A 14626-nucleotide genomic window follows, 5' to 3' on the forward strand; every position below is an offset into this window, starting at 1 on the left:
TCAACGGACAAATCACCGCCGCGTGCCAGGGTGAATTGTCCGTTGGGCGGGGTTTCCCGAAAAAATCTCTTGACTCCCACCCCTGCGTAACGCCAGCATGGTTTCTATAACGTTGTAGAAACCCGAAATAACCAGCAGACAAGGACCCACCCTTTGGGAAACCCAGAAAACCCCACGGCCAAAATCACCATCGACCCCGCGTTCGTCGTGGGCCCTGTCAGGAGGAAGACGTTTGGCGCTTTCGTGGAGCACCTGGGCCGGTGTGTGTACACGGGCATCTTCGAACCCGGGCACCCCAAAGCCGACGACGACGGTTTCCGCACCGACGTCCTGGAACTCACCAAGGAACTCGGCGTCTCCACGGTCCGCTATCCGGGCGGCAACTTCGTCTCGGGCTACCGCTGGGAAGACGGGGTAGGGCCCAAGGAGGACCGCCCCACGCGCCTCGACCTCGCATGGCACTCCAGCGACCCCAATTTGGTGGGTGTGGACGAGTTCGCCAAATGGTCAGCGAAGGCCGGAGTCGAACCCATGATGGCCGTGAATCTGGGCACCAGGGGCACGCAGGAAGCATTGGATCTGTTGGAATACTCCAACATCAAGGGTGGGACGGCCCTGTCCGAACAGCGCAAAGCGAATGGCGCCGTCGAGCCTCACAACATCACCATGTGGTGCCTCGGGAATGAGATGGACGGCTTCTGGCAGATCGGCCACAAAAAGGCCGGCGAGTACGCGCGGGTCGCGGCGGAGACTGCCCGGGCCATGCGAATGGTCAACCCGGACCTGGAGCTGGTTGCCTGCGGGAGCTCGGCGCCCACCATGCCCACGTTCGGCGAATGGGAGCGTGTGGTCCTCAATGAGACGTACGAGCTGGTGGATCTGATTTCCGCGCACCAGTACTTCGAGGACTTCGGGGACCTGCAGGAACACCTGTCTGCCGGGCACCGGATGGAGGCCTTCATCAAGGACCTGGTTTCACACATCGATCATGTGAAGTCGTCCACCAAGTCCGAAAAGCAGGTCAATATTTCCTTTGACGAGTGGAACGTCTGGCACATGTCGCGCGACGAATCCAAGGCACCCACAGGGAATGACTGGCCTGTGGCACCGGTGCTGCTCGAGGACCGCTACACCGTGGCGGACGCCGTGGTGGTGGGCGATCTCCTCATTACGCTGCTGCGGAACACGGACCGGGTGCATTCTGCCAGCCTGGCCCAGTTGGTCAACGTGATCGCGCCGATCATGACCGAGCCGGGTGGCCGAGCCTGGAAGCAGACCACGTTCCACCCGTTCGCGCTCACATCCCAGCACGCCTCGGGTACGGTGCTGAACCTGGCCGTCGAGTCCCCGCTGCTGGACAGTAAAAAGACGTCCGGGTTCACGTCACTGTCAGCTGTCGCGACCTATGACTCCGAAGCCAAAGAGGCCGTGGTGTTCGCTGTGAACCGCTCGGCGACGGACGTGCTGACACTGGATGCCGCCGTCGGAAGCCTCAACGCAAGCAAAGTCATCGAGGCCGTGACCTACACGAACAAGGACCCGTACTGGCAGGCAACGGCTGACGACTCGACGTCAGTCCTGCCGTCCGAAAACGTCAGTGCAAAGCTCGACGGCGGTCGGCTCACCGCCGGACTTCCGGCCGTGAGCTGGAGCATGATCCGCCTTGAACTGAATTCCTAGGCGATTGCCTGCGAACCGTCGTGGAACATGGGGTACGCAGAAATTGGTGTGACAGAGGCTGACAAGGTTGGCTCCGGTGCCTGTGTTGCGGGTGCCGGAGCTGGCTCCACCTCTCCGCTGACAATTTCCATTGATTCCAAATCCAACAGGCGCCGGCTGCCGGTTTCGTCCTGAAGCCAAAAGAGGTCGGTACCCGCCACAGTCTTGACTACCGTGCCCCGGTGATAGAGGCGGCCGTTGTGCCAAGCCTCAACGTATTCACCCGGCTTCAGTGCGTGTGGCTCGTCCTGGCTACCCGGCATGGTGCCGAATGCCTGCGCCAGGCTGGCCTGCGTTTTCAGTGCCTGAAATAGATCCCTGTTTGCAATGCTCATGTCTGCTCCCCTCAGCTGTATCCGTCCGTTGCCCCCAGCATTGCGCATCTATGTTGCAGGCGCGTTGCACGGGGATGAGCGGAATGTGACAGGTGGCGGGGCGCAGGCGCGGACACCTCACTACATCTGCAACGATGTATACCGAGCCGGAAATGAACCAGAAGGAGCCCTGCATGGCCGTGACCATGAACGACGTCGCACGCGCGGCAGGAGTGTCCTTGAAGACGGTCTCCAATGTCATCAATAACTACGAGTTCATCCGGCCCGCCACCAAGCAGCGGGTCCTTGATGCTATTGATGAGCTCGGGTACCAAACAAACCTGACGGCCCGAAGCCTCCGCTCCGGAAAGACCAACATGCTCGGGCTGGTGCTGGCCGACCTCTCCATCCCGTACTATGCCGAGCTGGCCTCGGACATCATGAAGGCCGCTTGGGCCCGCGGCTACCGGGTTTTGGTGGAGCAATCCGGCAACGAGGCAGAGCACGAGAAAGCTGCGCTTCAGGGCCAGTTCCGCAGCCTCACCGACGGCCTCCTTTTCATCCCACTGGCCTTGCAAGCCGAGCAGATCATCGCCTCCGCCGGCAAGAAACCGTTGGTCCTCCTGGGCGAATTCGTGCAGGACCCCCGGCTGGACATGGTCCTCATCCAAAACCAGGAGGCTGCCGCCGCCGTCACCACGCACCTGCTGGCGGGCGGCCGCCGTCGTATAGCCGTCCTGGGCGCGCACGACGGCGACGAAGCCGGCAGCAACGGCCTCCGCCTTCGCGGTTACCGGGCTGCGCTCGCTGACGCCGGGGTGGAGCATGACCCGGCGCTGGTGGTCCCCTGCGATTGGAGGCGCGACGGCGGTGCTGACGCCACCGCGCGGTTGCTGGACAGCGGCGTGGAATTCGACGCCGTTTTCGGGCTCAACGATGCCCTCGCTTTAGGGGCGATGCACGAACTCCTGCTCCGTGGCCGGAAAGTCCCGGAGGAGATTGCCGTGGCTGGCTTCGATGACATTGACGAGTCGCGGTTCGCGTCGCCGTCGTTGACTACTGTGGCGCCGGGGCGGACGGAAATTGCGGAGCGCGCCGTCGAACTCCTCATCCAGCGGATCGAAAGCAAAGATGCGCTGCGTGCCGTCCAGCAGCCGGCGGCGGCGTTCGAAATGCGGGTCAGGCAGTCCGCTCCGTAGGGCGTCATTGTCTCGGCCGCTAGGGTTTTATGAATGAACGCTATTCCTGCCGCCCTCATCACCCCTGCCGTCATGATCGACCCCGATGTCCTGGACCGGAACATCGAACGGATGGCGGCGAGCATGCGCGGGCGCGGGCTGGGACTCCGTCCGCACGTGAAGACGCACAAAACGCTGGAGATTGCGCGAAAGCAGCTCGCCGCGGGAGCCGTTGGCATCACTGTGGCCACGATCGGGGAGGCCGAGGTCTTCGCTGCGGACGGCGTGAAGGACATCTTCATCGCTTACCCCCTCTGGGTTGAAGCGCCGCATGCGGAACGTCTTCGCGCGTTGACGGCCACGTGCCGCCTCGCCGTCGGCGTGGATTCGGCGGAAAGCGCGACGGCGATGGGCGGCCAACTTGGCGCGGATGCCGGCAGTATTGAGGTGCTGATCGAAGTGGACAGCGGGCACCACCGAAGCGGAGTCCTGCCGGACGAGGTGGTGGATGTTGCCCGGGCAGCCACGGCGGCGGGTTTGGCCGTGGCCGGTGTTTTCACCTTCCCGGGGCATAGCTACAAGCCCGGAATGCCCACAGGTGCTGCGGGTAACGAGAATGAAGCGCTGGGTCTTGCGGCAACGGCGCTGACTTCCGCTGGTTTCCACGTGAGGACCATCAGCGGTGGGTCCACGCCCACGGCCCTGATCACCGGCGAATCCGCAGCCACGGAACTGCGTCCCGGAGTTTACGTGTTCGGCGACGCCCAGCAACTGGAACTGGAGCGCTGCGGCTGGGATGACATCGCTCTGACGGTCGCGGCCACAGTGGTCAGCAGGCACGAAGCCCGTGGCGGGAACGTGCGCCGGGTTGTGGTGGACGCCGGCAGCAAGATCCTGGGCAGTGACCGCCCGGACTGGGCTACCGGGTACGGGCGGCTCCCCGAATTCCCTGAGGCTCGCGTCACGGCGTTGTCCGAGCACCACGCCACGGTTGTGTGGCCGGACTCCTCGGAACTGCCGCCCTTGGGCGCGCGGCTTCGAGTCATCCCCAACCATGTGTGCCTCACTATGAACCTGGTGGACGAGGTCACTGTGGTGCGCGGCGGGGCTGTGGTGGAGCAGTGGACCGTTGCGGCTCGGGGCCGAAACAACTAGGCCGATTCTTGACCAGGACGAGGTGGAGGAATGGCACGATTCCCGGTGCCAGTGCAAATTTCCATGGCATGCGCTTCACTGGAATGACTCCTCCATCCCGCTTTTGAAGGACAGGCCTTGACGTACTCTGATGTGATTCCCTCCCTCCCCAAGCCCGAGCATCCCCGTCCACAGCTGGTCCGTGACAAATGGCTGAACCTCAACGGCACCTGGGAATTTGAGATCGACGCCGGTGACTCCGGTTTGGAGCGCGGACTCACCACGCGTGAACTCAACAGCCGGATCCTGGTTCCGTTCGCACCGGAGTCCGCCCTTTCGGGGATTGAGCACGTAGATTTCATGGAAGCCGTCTGGTACCGGCGCACCGTGTCCATCCCTCAGGAGTGGGCCGGACAGAACGTCCTTTTGCATTTTGGCGCGGTGGATCACGACGCCACGGTGTGGGTAAACGGCGTGGAAGTAGCCCGTCACCGTGGCGGGTTCACGCCTTTCACGGCAGACCTCGGGGGAGCGGCAGAGCCCGGTACGGACGCTGTGGTTGTGGTTCGAGCCAGAGACTCACGGCACGAGATGCAGGCCCGGGGCAAGCAAGCCACCTGGTACAACAACACCCACTGCCAATACACGCGGACCACCGGAATTTGGCAGACCGTCTGGATGGAAGCGGTGCCTGAGATTCACATCAAACGCCTCCGCATGACGCCCAACCTTGCCGATTCCAGCATCACCCTGGAGGTGCCGGTCAGCCAGAACCGAAGTGGACATTCTGTCACCGCCGTCCTCAGCGATGACAGCGAGCTGCGTGTAGAAGCCACGGCCAAAGCCGACCTGGATCTCACGCCCTCCCTTCGACTGGAAATCCCTGCAGAATCACTGCGCCCTTGGTCCATCGAAGATCCTTTCCTCTATGACCTGGAGGTCAGTGTCCGCGACTCCTCCGGCAATGTGATTGATCAGGTCAGCAGCTACGCAGCGGTTCGATCGGTTGCCTTGGACGGCAAAGTGGTCCGCATCAACGGCAAAGCAGTCTTCCAACGGCTGATCCTGGATCAGGGCTACTGGCCGGAGTCCTTGATGACGTCGCCGGACGATGCTGCCCTCGTCAAGGACATTGAATTGTCCATGGCCGCAGGCTTCAATGGTGCCCGGCTGCACCAGAAGGTCTTTGAGGAACGCTTCCTCTATCACGCCGATCGCCTGGGTTACCTGGTGTGGGGTGAGTTCGGCGACTGGGGTGTCTCCGGTGGCGGAACGGTGGGTCACAATCAAAAGCCCACAGCGAGCTTCGTGGCGCAATGGCTGGAGGTGCTCAAGCGCGATTTCAACCACCCCTCCATCATTGGTTGGTGCCCTCTCAACGAGACCCACCAAGTGATGCACGATCGCCCCACGATACTTGATGACGTCACGGAAGCCATGTTCCTTGCCACCAAGCTCGCTGATCCTACGCGTCCGGTCATCGATGCCTCCGGTTACTCACATCGCATTCGGGAGACCGACATTTACGACTCGCACTCGTATGAACAGGATCCGGACCGGTTCCGCATGGAACAACAGGGCCTTGCGGACGGAAAGCCGTACATCAACCGCACGGCGGACGGCCAGGAGTATTCAGTGCCTTATGCAGGCCAGCCCTACTTCGTCTCCGAATTCGGCGGGATCTGGTGGAACGAACTTGAGGCCCGCCAGGCCGTGGACGGAAGCGACGTCGCCTCTTCATGGGGCTACGGCCAGCGCGTCAGCAGTGAGGAAGAGTTCTACACCCGCTTCGATGGACTCTGTGCCGTATTGCTGGAGAACGAGGATATGTTCGGTTACTGCTACACGCAGCTGACGGATGTGTTCCAGGAGAAGAACGGCATCTTCAACTTCGACCGCAGCAACAAGTTCGATCTGGAGAGGATCCGCGCCAGCCAGCTGCGGCCTGCCGCGATCGAAACCCGGTGGGCGTAGGCTACGTGGCACTCATGAAGACCTAACCTCGCAGTTAAGCCGCAGCTAAGCCCCGGCTGGAACACTCGCGAGCAGCGTGTGGAACTCCCGGTTGTGATAAACCAGTGGAGCTGAACCGGACGGGTTAGCCCGGATGTCCACAACTTTCGCTGCCAGCAGCACTGAGCCCCCCAGCGGCGCCCGATGGATAATTTCGCACCGTAATGCCCAGACGGCCTCCTTGAGCAGGGGCTCTCCTGTGGGCAGGACCTCCCATTCCATGGTGTCCGTGAATCGCGGGGCGGATGGGTCCGCGAAGGCGCGGACGAGCTCCAGCTGATCGGCGCCCACCAGATGGACCACGATTGTTTGCGCGGCTGCGATGACGGAAGCTGATCGCCCGCCGGTCACAGAGAAAGCGAGTATCGCCGGATCCACGGCCACAGATGCCACCGATGATGCCGTCAGCCCCACTGCTCCCTCTGGACCCGTTGCTGTGACAATCGAGACTCCTGCCGGATGGGCGCGGAACGCGGCCCTGAAAAGTTCGCCGACTGGTTCGGATGGCACGGGCTTGGGATGGGTCATTAACGCACTTTCATGGGGCTGGTGGGGATGGCGGCCTCTCAGACGCACACCTCATTGATGCTAGAACCTCAACAATGGTTGAGGTCAATTCCTGAGAAATCGACCCCCGCCCGTGACGCCGTGGAAACGTAGCCGAAACTTCCGCTCCCTACGCTGAACACAATGTCCAAGTGCCCGGCGTCCCAGGAGTAACCATGCATCTTTTGCCCCGTGAGCAGGAGAAACTCATGATCGTGGTGGCCGCCGACCTCGCACGGCGTCGCCAAGGGAGGGGGCTCAAACTGAACTACCCCGAAGCTGTGGCGATCATCAGCTACGAGCTCATCGAAGGCGCCCGCGACGGCAAGTCAGTCGCCCAACTCATGAGCTACGGAAGCACCCTGTTGCGCCGCGAAGACGTGATGGAAGGCGTGCCTGAGATGATCCACGACGTCCAGATCGAAGCCACTTTTCCCGACGGCACCAAGCTGGTCACCGTCCACAACCCCATCCGTTAGGAGCCCCCATGATCCCCGGTGAATACAGGCTCCAGCCCGGTCCCGTCGTGTGTAACAGCGGCCGCCAGGCGATCGCCGTCGAGGTTGTGAACCGCGGTGACCGCCCCGTGCAGGTCGGTTCGCACTATCACTTTGCCGAGGCCAACAGGGCCCTGGAATTCGACCGAGAAGCCGCCTACGGCCGTCGGCTGGACATCCCCGCAGGTACTGCCGCACGGTTCGAGCCGGGGGACAGGAAAACGGTCCACCTGATCGAACTCGCAGGGACGCGCGAGGTGCACGGCCTCAGCAACGCAGTTAACGGAAAGCTCGACGGCGGAACTTCAGTAACCGGGGAACCCCGCCCGGGCGTCGCAGCGGAGAGGGACCACCAGTGAGCTTCGAGATTCCCCGCAAGCAGTACGCCGAACTGTATGGCCCCACCACCGGCGACGCCATCCGTCTTGCCGACACCGAGCTGTTCCTGGAGATTGAGAAGGACTACACGGCTTACGGCGAAGAAGTGGTGTTCGGCGGCGGCAAAGTGATTCGCGACGGAATGGGTCAGAACGGCCAACTCACGCGGGCTGAAGACATCCCGGACACCGTGATCACCAACGTGATCGTCCTGGACTACACGGGTATCTACAAAGCCGACGTCGCCCTCAAAGACGGCCACATCTTCAGAATCGGCAAGGCCGGCAACCCACAGATCGCCGACGGCGTGGACATCGTGGTCGGTGCCAGCACGGAAATCATCGCGGGCGAACGGAAGATCCTCACAGCCGGCGGCATCGACACCCACATCCACTTCATCTCCCCGGAGCAGGTCCCCGCAGCCCTGTGCAACGGAATCACCACCATGGTGGGCGGCGGCACCGGCCCCGCCGAAGGAACCAAAGCCACCACCATCACCCCCGGCGCCTGGCACATCTCGCGCATGCTGCAAGCCGCCGAAGGGCTCCCCGTCAACATCGGCCTGTTCGGGAAGGGCCACGCATCCGCCGTCGAGCCCCTCGCAGAACAGATCCGCGCCGGTGCAGTGGGGCTCAAAGTCCACGAGGACTGGGGCTCCACCACGTCCTCTATTGACATGTCCCTGCGCGTTGCCGACGAATACGACGTCCAAGTAGCCATCCACACGGACACCCTCAACGAATGCGGCTTCGTGGAAGACACCATTCGCGCGATCGATGGACGGGTCATCCACACGTTCCACACCGAAGGCGCAGGCGGAGGCCACGCCCCGGACATCATCAAAATCGCCGGGCTGCCCAACGTGCTCCCCGCGTCCACCAACCCCACGCTGCCCTACACCAAAAACACCATCGAAGAGCACCTGGACATGCTCATGGTCTGCCACCACCTCAACCCGGACATCCCCGAAGACGTGGCCTTCGCCGACTCCCGCATCCGCGCCGAAACCATCGCCGCCGAAGACGTCCTCCACGACCTCGGCATCTTCGCCATCACATCCTCCGACTCCCAGGCCATGGGCCGCGTCGGCGAGGTGGTCACGCGTACCTGGCAGGTGGCCGATGCCATGAAGCGCCAGCGCGGCGTACTGAAGGATCCATCCGGAACCACCCACGGATCCGCCGAATCCGACAACTTCCGGCTCAAGCGCTACGTGGCCAAATACACCATCAACCCCGCCATCGCCCAAGGCATGGCAGACGTCATCGGATCCGTGGAAGAAGGCAAGTTCGCAGACCTGGTCCTCTGGGACCCCGCGTTCTTCGGTGTGAAACCCGAACTCGTCATCAAAGGCGGCCAAATCGCCTACGCACTCATGGGAGACTCCAACGCCTCCATCCCCACACCGCAACCGCGCACCATGCGGCCCATGTTCGCCACGTACGGAAAAGCCCTCCAACAAACATCCATCACGTTCCTGTCCCAAGCCGCCATCGACGCCGGAGCGCCAGCCGAGCTCGGCCTGGAACGCATCATCAAACCAGTCACCGGCATCCGCAGCCTCAGCAAAGCGGACCTCAAATACAACGGCGAAACCCCGGACATCGCCGTCGACCCCGAAACCTACAAGGTAACCGTCGACGGCGTCGAAGTCACCTCCCAGCCCTCCGACGTGCTGCCCATGGCCCAGCGCTACTTCCTCTTCTAGGAGCCACCATGATCATCGAAAAAATCCTGGGCAACCTCCACGAACAACCCGCTGACTACGCAGGCCACCACAAAGAAAAAGTAGTGCTGCCCAGCGCCCTCCTCGTCAAACGCATCCAACGCGTCACCACCGATCACGGCAAAGAACTCGGCATCCGGCTCCCCAGCGGCACCGGGGACCTCCGAGACGGCGACATCCTTGCCGTCACTGACACCAACCTCATCGTCATCTCAGTACTGCCCACCGACGTCCTGGTGATCGGGCCACGGAGCATCCACGAAATGGGCGTCGTGGCACATTCGCTCGGCAACCGGCATTTGCAGGCACAATTCTTCGACGCTGCGTCTGAATACGGGGCCGAAGTCATGGTGTGCCAGTACGACCACACGGTCGAAGACTATTTGAAGAGCGTCGGCGTCCCCTACGACAGGCAAGAGCGGGTCATGCCGGTGCCATTCCGCCATGCAGAGCATTCGCACTAGAGTCATGCGTCGCATCAGGTTGGGTGCGCGCGCTTGCGCTCCACTGGGAAGGGGGCCGTGCCCGTCCCCAGCCGCTCCCAACCTTCGCAAGCTCAGGTCGGGGCCCTCGCGGCAGTGGGCCCCCCGCGGGGCCCTCCACACCGCGGCCCCCTTCCCAGCTCCGCTCCAGCGCACAGACCGCACCGGCGGCGGTGCGGCTTGAGCCCGACATATCAGCTTGCTCTTCAACAGTTGACTGACTCAGCTTTGCCTACGGGGGCGTTTGCTCATTCTTTGGGGTTTGAGAGCTACATCCACCGTGAGTTGGTTCGTGATGAGATCACTTTTGGGAAGTGGTTGGGTGCTTTTGTGGGGCAGCAGTTGGTCTTTTCCGAGGGGTTGGCCGTTCGCTTTCTTTATGAGGGGGTGGATGTCGGCTTGCTGGATGGGGTGTTGTCTTCGCAGTTGTTGGCTCGGGAAGTGCGGGAGGCTTCGCTCAAAATGGGTGGGCGGTTGTTGGAAATTGGCGGGGAGGTGTTCCCGTCGGCTGAGTTGGAAGAGTATCGGGGGCTCGTTCGGGCGGGGTTGGCCTCGGGGCATCAACCTCTGGTTTTTGGCGTCATTGCGCGGTCTTTGGGGGTTCCCTTTGAGGCGGCGTTGTCTGCCTATCTGTTTGCCACCGTTACCTCGCTGACGCAAAACGCCGTGCGTGCCATACCGCTCGGGCAGAACGCCGGGCAGCGGGTACTTCGCGACGCGCACGACGCCGTTGCTGCCGCCATCCACGATGTAGCACAGCTGTGCTGGGACGACTTTGGGGCCGTCAGCCCCGGCCTCGAAATTTCACAAATGCGGCACGAACGGCAACGTGCCCGCATGTTCATGAGCTAGCAAGTGCAAAGGACAGACAACATGACAGAACCCATCAAAATCGGCGTCGGCGGACCCGTCGGAGCAGGCAAAACCCAGCTCGTTGAACGCATCACCCGGCACATGAGCCGCGACATCTCCATGGCCGCCATCACCAACGACATCTACACCATCGAAGACGCCAAAATCCTCGCCGCCAACGGCATCCTCCCCGAAGACCGGATCATCGGCGTCGAAACCGGCGGCTGCCCCCACACCGCCATCCGCGAAGACACCTCCATGAACACCGCGGCCATCGAAGAACTCAAAACCCGGCATGCTGACCTGCAAGTCATCTTCGTCGAATCCGGAGGCGACAACCTCTCCGCCACCTTCAGCCCAGAACTCGTCGACTTCTCCATCTACATCATCGACGTAGCCCAAGGCGAAAAAATCCCCCGCAAAGCCGGCCAAGGCATGATCAAATCCGACCTCTTCATCATCAACAAAACAGACCTGGCACCCCACGTAGGGGCAGACCTCGCCGTCATGGAGAGGGACTCCAAAGAGTTCCGCGGCAACAAGCCGTTCTGCTTTACCAACCTCAAAACGGACGAAGGCCTGGACGAGGTCCTCAACTGGATCCGCCGCGACGTCCTGATGCTCGACTTGGCGTCGTGATCGGCGGGGCTGCGGCGGTGACCTCATCGAGTCCGGCGGCTTCGCCGGATATGAGGGGCCGTGCCCGTCCCCAGCCGCTCGCAACTCTCGCAAGCTCGAGTCGGGCCCCTCGCGGCAGTGGGCCCCCCACGAGGCCCGCCACGCCGCGGCCCCTCATATCCGGCTTCGCCGCCTCGGGGGTTACGTCACCACGCGAGATGCGCCTATGAACACGACGACGCAGGTCGAATTCGGCTCAGATGTTGTGGGGAACCTGGGGCCCGAATCCACGTTGGCCTCTGGGGAGCGGGGGGTTCGGGGGCGGTTGGAGCTTGGGGTTTCTGTGCGTGGGGGGAGGTCCGTTGCTTCGCGGCAGTTTCATGAGGGGGCTTTGAGGGTGCTCAGGCCGCATTACTTGGATGGGTCCGGGCAGGTTTGTTATGTCATGGTCAACCCCGGGGGTGCGTATCTTGGGGCTGATCTGTTTGTTATTGATGTGGAGGTTGAGGCGGGGGCTGAGCTGTTGCTGACCACGCAGTCGGCAACCAAGGTGTACAGGACTCCGGGGTCGTTCGCTGAGCAGCGGATGACCATCAAAATGGGGGAGGGCTCGCGGCTGGAGTTGATGCCGGATCAGTTAATCGCGTACCGGGAGGCGAGCTATCGGCAGAATTCGCGCATCAGTCTCCACCCGACGTCGAGCCTCGTCATGGCTGAGGTCATCACGCCGGGGTGGTCGCCGGACGGCGCGTCCTTCAAGTATGAGGAGGTGCGGCTGCGCAACGAGATCTGGGTAGAGGGGGAGAACGGTGCGAAGCTGTTGGCGCTGGACAACCTCCTGATCAGGCCACCTCTCAACGACGTGACCGGGATGGGGTTCATGGAGGGCTTCAGCCATCTGGGCTCGTTAGTGGTGGTGGATCCGCGGGTTGATCAAGGGCTTGCCGATGAACTGGACCGGATAGCCCGTGACTTTGACGCTTATACCGGGGTGTCCTTAACGGCGGCTATTGCCGGAAGTGCGGGGCTTGTGCTGCGATCGTTGTCCAACAGCACTGAGGAACTCAACAAATTGCTGGGTGCGTGCACCGGCGTCCTGCGGGAACGTTGGTATGGGCAGGCGCCCTTGAACCTGAGGAAGTACTGATGACTGCGCTGACCGAGTTCGCCACCATGTACCGGGAGCGGGAGACGTTGTCCCTGCGGACCCGGCTGCTGTTCACTTTCGGTGCCGTAGCCGCTTTGCATCTTGCCGCCGTCGTGCTGTTGCTTGTTGGCACCGTAGGTGGCGCGCAGCCGCTGGCGCTCGGGCTGGTGATCACCGCGTACGTTGCCGGTATCAAGCACAGTTACGACTGGGACCACATCGCCGCCATAGATAACTCCACGCGCAAATTCGTGGCGCAGCACAGAGACCCCGTGAGTGTGGGTTTTGCATTCAGCCTGGGTCACAGCTCCGTGGTGATCCTCGCCGGGCTGTTGGTGGTGGCGGGTGCCACCTTGATCGGGCAGTTCATGGAGGACGGCACCACCGGTAACAAGGTGCTGGGCCTGATCGGCAGTGGGGTCTCGGGTTTGTTCCTGCTGGCGATGGGATTGTTCAACGGCTCCGCGTTTGTGCGGGCGACCAGCGTGTACCGTCAGGTACAGCGGGGAGGTGATGTGCGGCCCGAAGACCTTGAAGCGAAAGGCTTTGTTGCCCGGCTGCTCGCCAAACCGCTGTCCAAAGTGGAGCGGCCGCGGAACATCTACGTGATCGGTTTCCTGTTCGGCCTGGGGTTCGATACCGCCACCACCATCGGACTGCTGGTCATGACCACGACGGCGTCACTCGCCGGTGTCTCGCCCCTCGCCCTGATGGCCCTCCCGCTCGCGTTCACCGCCGCCATGACCCTGTGCGATTCCGCCAACGGCGTGGCCATGATGAAGATGTACAAATCAGCCATTCACAACCCGCGGCGCAAGCTCGGCTTCAACGCCCTGATCACCGGCATCTCTGCTGTTTCTGCGCTCTTCATCTCCGTGATCACACTGGGTGGCTTCATCAACGCCGCCTTTGAACTCGAAGATCCGCTGACCACGTGGCTCGGCAGCATTGACCTTGGCGACGCGGGCCTGATCCTGGTGGGACTGTTCGTGATCGTCTGGGCCGTATCAGCGTGGCGTGGCCGGAGCGTGCGACCTAGTTGGGCTAGGAGACCGCCACTGCGTTGAAAAGCTCGTTGGTGTCCACACCAAGGTCCGGGGTGTCCAGCACGTTGGTCAGGAACACCACGCAGCGGTCCTGCTCGGGGAGCATCCACCACTCAGTGCCTGACCAGCCCGGATGCCCGTAAATCCCCTGCGCGAACAGCTCGGACTCATTGGCGGGCATCTGGAAGCCCAGCCCGGTGTGGCGGATGGGCTTGGGGCGGGTGGTGATGTGCGAAACCTCAGTGGTCCGGGGGCGGCGCATGGCGGCAAGAGTTGCGGGACGGACGGCTTTCCCGGAACCCCGTAAGAGCTCGGAACCAAGACTGAGCAAATCTGCGGCCGTGCCGAAGAGCCCTGCCCCGGGATGCCTGTGCTTGTACATCTCCTGGACGTCCAGGCCCGCTGCGTCCGTGCCGTGGACGGTGTGCGGGTTGGACTCTGTGTCGAAGGTGAGGCCGTGGGCTCCGGTGTCAGCTGCCAAGGCCAGAAGCTGATCCTCGAACGGTGACCCGCCAGCCCACTCGGCCATCGCCGCTGCACCTTCAAAGGCGATGTTGCAGTATTGCACCAGAGATCCGGCGTAAAAGGCTTGATCCGCGGCGGTGAGGGCTTCGCGGAGGGGAGTGGCGCCGTCGAGCGCCGGGTCTGAAATTCCGGATCGGTGGCTGAGTAGCTGCTCAAGCGTCACGGTATCCGTGCGGCCGGTGCCAAAGCCCGGCAGGGCGTCACCCAGCGAGGCGCCAAGCGAGAGTTTCCCCAACTCAACTTGCCGCATGACCGTCAGGGCCGTGATCGGTTTGGTGACCGAGAACAGCGCAAAGTGATCATCGACTGCAGCATGCCGGCCGTCGTCGGAACCGAACGCCACAATGTCCTCAATGCCTTGGCTTGAGGCAATGCCCAGCACCCCCACTGGTACGCGTTTGAGCTCTACCTGCTTGCGGGCCCAGTCCGCTGCGGGTCCTATTTCCACCAT

Annotated in this window: 15 protein-coding genes; 12 read left to right on the forward strand and 3 right to left on the reverse strand. The window is 62.5% G+C overall.

Going from position 1 to position 14626, the window contains the following annotated elements:
* Positions 1-153 precede the first annotated feature (153 nt).
* Entirely contained in the window at positions 154-1680 is a 1527-nt protein-coding gene (gene arfA / locus ACZ5J0_RS01020) for an arabinosylfuranosidase ArfA (RefSeq protein ID WP_464093960.1), read from the forward strand.
* Here arfA and ACZ5J0_RS01025 read toward each other — a convergent pair.
* On the reverse strand, positions 1677-2054 hold the full coding sequence (locus ACZ5J0_RS01025) for a hypothetical protein (RefSeq protein WP_464093961.1): 378 nt from the start codon (positions 2052-2054) through the stop codon (positions 1677-1679). The two genes, arfA and ACZ5J0_RS01025, sit on opposite strands and share 4 nt — an antisense overlap.
* A gap of 173 nt (positions 2055-2227) precedes the next feature.
* On the opposite strand from ACZ5J0_RS01025, the gene ACZ5J0_RS01030 reads away from it, so the two are divergent.
* The 3 genes from ACZ5J0_RS01030 (at position 2228) to ACZ5J0_RS01040 (ending at position 6319) form a co-directional block, all read left to right on the forward strand.
* Positions 2228-3232 (forward strand): LacI family DNA-binding transcriptional regulator, encoded by a 1005-nt coding sequence (locus ACZ5J0_RS01030; RefSeq protein WP_464093962.1) that lies wholly within the window; start codon positions 2228-2230, stop codon positions 3230-3232.
* Positions 3233-3265: 33 nt separating this feature from the next.
* Positions 3266-4366 (forward strand): D-TA family PLP-dependent enzyme, encoded by a 1101-nt coding sequence (locus ACZ5J0_RS01035; protein WP_464093963.1) that lies wholly within the window; start codon positions 3266-3268, stop codon positions 4364-4366.
* 132 nt (positions 4367-4498) lie between these two features.
* Positions 4499-6319, forward strand: coding sequence for a glycoside hydrolase family 2 protein (locus ACZ5J0_RS01040; RefSeq protein WP_223942569.1), 1821 nt, complete (start codon positions 4499-4501; stop codon positions 6317-6319).
* 45 nt (positions 6320-6364) lie between these two features.
* On the opposite strand, the gene ACZ5J0_RS01045 is transcribed toward ACZ5J0_RS01040, so the two are convergent.
* Positions 6365-6886: a flavin reductase family protein gene (locus tag ACZ5J0_RS01045; protein WP_250820699.1), complete on the reverse strand. Its 522-nt coding sequence runs from the start codon at positions 6884-6886 to the stop codon at positions 6365-6367.
* A gap of 194 nt (positions 6887-7080) precedes the next feature.
* Here ACZ5J0_RS01045 and ACZ5J0_RS01050 point away from each other — a divergent pair, with 194 nt between their 5' ends.
* The 8 genes from ACZ5J0_RS01050 to ACZ5J0_RS01085 all read left to right on the forward strand — a co-directional run bounded on the left by ACZ5J0_RS01050 (position 7081) and on the right by ACZ5J0_RS01085 (position 13671).
* Complete coding sequence (locus ACZ5J0_RS01050; protein WP_142937136.1) at positions 7081-7383, forward strand: urease subunit gamma; 303 nt, start codon at positions 7081-7083, stop codon at positions 7381-7383.
* An 8-nt stretch (positions 7384-7391) separates the two neighbouring features.
* Positions 7392-7760: an urease subunit beta gene (locus ACZ5J0_RS01055; protein WP_142937135.1), complete on the forward strand. Its 369-nt coding sequence runs from the start codon at positions 7392-7394 to the stop codon at positions 7758-7760.
* Positions 7757-9487 (forward strand): urease subunit alpha, encoded by a 1731-nt coding sequence (gene ureC, locus ACZ5J0_RS01060; RefSeq protein ID WP_464093964.1) that lies wholly within the window; start codon positions 7757-7759, stop codon positions 9485-9487. Before ACZ5J0_RS01055 ends, ureC begins: the two co-directional genes overlap by 4 nt.
* Before the next feature lie 8 nt (positions 9488-9495).
* Positions 9496-9969 carry an urease accessory protein UreE gene (ureE, locus tag ACZ5J0_RS01065; RefSeq protein WP_223941449.1) on the forward strand — a complete coding sequence of 158 codons (474 nt, stop codon included), beginning with the start codon at positions 9496-9498 and terminating at the stop codon, positions 9967-9969.
* 198 nt (positions 9970-10167) lie between these two features.
* The gene (locus tag ACZ5J0_RS01070) at positions 10168-10839 is read left to right on the forward strand and encodes an urease accessory protein UreF (protein ID WP_464093965.1); all 672 of its coding nucleotides are present in this window, start codon (positions 10168-10170) and stop codon (positions 10837-10839) included.
* A gap of 21 nt (positions 10840-10860) precedes the next feature.
* On the forward strand, positions 10861-11478 hold the full coding sequence (gene ureG / locus ACZ5J0_RS01075) for an urease accessory protein UreG (protein ID WP_464093966.1): 618 nt from the start codon (positions 10861-10863) through the stop codon (positions 11476-11478).
* A 205-nt stretch (positions 11479-11683) separates the two neighbouring features.
* A complete protein-coding gene (locus ACZ5J0_RS01080) occupies positions 11684-12604 on the forward strand; it encodes an urease accessory protein UreD (protein ID WP_464093967.1) in 921 nt (306 codons plus the stop codon).
* The gene (locus tag ACZ5J0_RS01085) at positions 12604-13671 is read left to right on the forward strand and encodes a HoxN/HupN/NixA family nickel/cobalt transporter (protein ID WP_464093968.1); all 1068 of its coding nucleotides are present in this window, start codon (positions 12604-12606) and stop codon (positions 13669-13671) included. Before ACZ5J0_RS01080 ends, ACZ5J0_RS01085 begins: the two co-directional genes overlap by 1 nt.
* On the opposite strand, the gene ACZ5J0_RS01090 is transcribed toward ACZ5J0_RS01085, so the two are convergent.
* Positions 13649-14626: a serine hydrolase domain-containing protein gene (locus ACZ5J0_RS01090; RefSeq protein WP_464093969.1), complete on the reverse strand. Its 978-nt coding sequence runs from the start codon at positions 14624-14626 to the stop codon at positions 13649-13651. The two genes, ACZ5J0_RS01085 and ACZ5J0_RS01090, sit on opposite strands and share 23 nt — an antisense overlap.

It is taken from the genome of Arthrobacter sp. DualSoilB13 (genome assembly GCF_055389195.1).